At 67.5% G+C, this 1,281-nt stretch carries 2 protein-coding genes; both read right to left on the reverse strand.

Annotated elements, in window-relative coordinates; all coding sequences use genetic code 11:
- The coding region (locus A5736_RS10270) for a ThiF family adenylyltransferase (protein WP_175611239.1) at positions 1-185 on the reverse strand (185 nt) is incomplete at its 3' end.
- 166 nt (positions 186-351) lie between these two features.
- Positions 352-1,281 (reverse strand): DUF3152 domain-containing protein (locus A5736_RS10275; protein ID WP_076246000.1); only part of this gene is annotated, 930 nt, incomplete at its 5' end.

Genomic DNA, 1,281 nt, shown 5'->3' on the forward strand with positions numbered 1-1,281 from the left:
ACGCCGGCCGCGGCCAGATACAGCAATGCGGGCGCCCCGAGCCCGCCGGCGCCGATCACCAGCACCCGCGCGTTCTTGAGTCGCTTCTGCCCGTCGACGCCCAGGTCGGGAATGATCAGATGACGGCTGTAGCGGGCCACCTCATCACGACTCAGCTGGCGTGCGGGCTCGACCAGCGGCGGCAAAGACGTCTGGGATGTCTGGGACGTCTGGGAAGTCTGGGACGCCTGGGACGTCGACACCGAACATCTCCTCGGTTGGCTTTCGTCAGCTCTATCCATCACAGCAGTTGCCCGAAACAACGGCAAACACCGACGGTTGCTTCCCGGGGCGCGCGGGGGCCGCCCGCGATTACGCGATCGGGTAGGGCCAGGGATTGAATCGGCAGGTCTTGCCGTCCGCCTTGACGTAGTCGGGGTCGAACTTGGCGGCGTCGTCGTTGGACGTGGAGAACGTCTGCTGCATCATCACCGGCGCCAGGCCACCTTGCTTGTCGCAGGGCTCGTGACGCACGTACCCGATGGCGTGGCCGACCTCGTGATTGATCACGTACTGCCGGTAGGAGCCGACGTCGCCTTCGAACGGGACGGCTCCGCGCACCCAGCGCGCCTCGTTGATGAAAACCCGCGCCTGCCGCTCCGGCCCGTATACCGGGTTGTAGCACGACGTCTCCAGCCGGAATTCGTAGCCGCATCCCTCGCGCACGGTCACCGGAGACACCAGCGAAATCCGGAAGTCGGGCTTCACCCCGTTGCCGCCGTCGATCCGGACAAACGCGAATTGCGGGTTGTGCGTCCAGCCCTTGGGATTGGCCAGCGTCTGGTCGACCATTTCGGCGAATGCCATGTCGCCGCCGAACATCGAGGGGTCGATGCCGTTTTCGACCTCGACGGTGTACTTGAACACCTTGGCGGTGCCCTGGCCGAGCTGCGGGGTGGTGCCGGGCACCACGTGCCAGGTCTTCTCGCCCGCCTCGGAGAAGGGGCCGCCGTCGGGTAGCGTCCCGGCCGGCAGGTCGGCGTCGAACGTGGCCAAGCCGCGCGGCGGGGCGTCGATGATCGCGGTGCCCACCGCGCCGATGTCCGGCGGCCCCTGAATGGGCTGACTAGCCGTCGGCTTCGGAGCGCCCGTGCCGGTGACCGTCTGGTAGATGACCACCGCGGTGAGCGCCACCAGGACGGGCAGCGCGTATGCCCGCCAGCCGTACGTCGATACGAACCGTCCCAACCATGTTTGTTTGCGCCACTGGCGCTGCCGCCCACGATCGGCGCGAGCCCGCCC

The organism is Mycobacterium sp. SP-6446, assembly GCF_001954045.1.
Lineage (GTDB): Bacteria > Actinomycetota > Actinomycetes > Mycobacteriales > Mycobacteriaceae > Mycobacterium.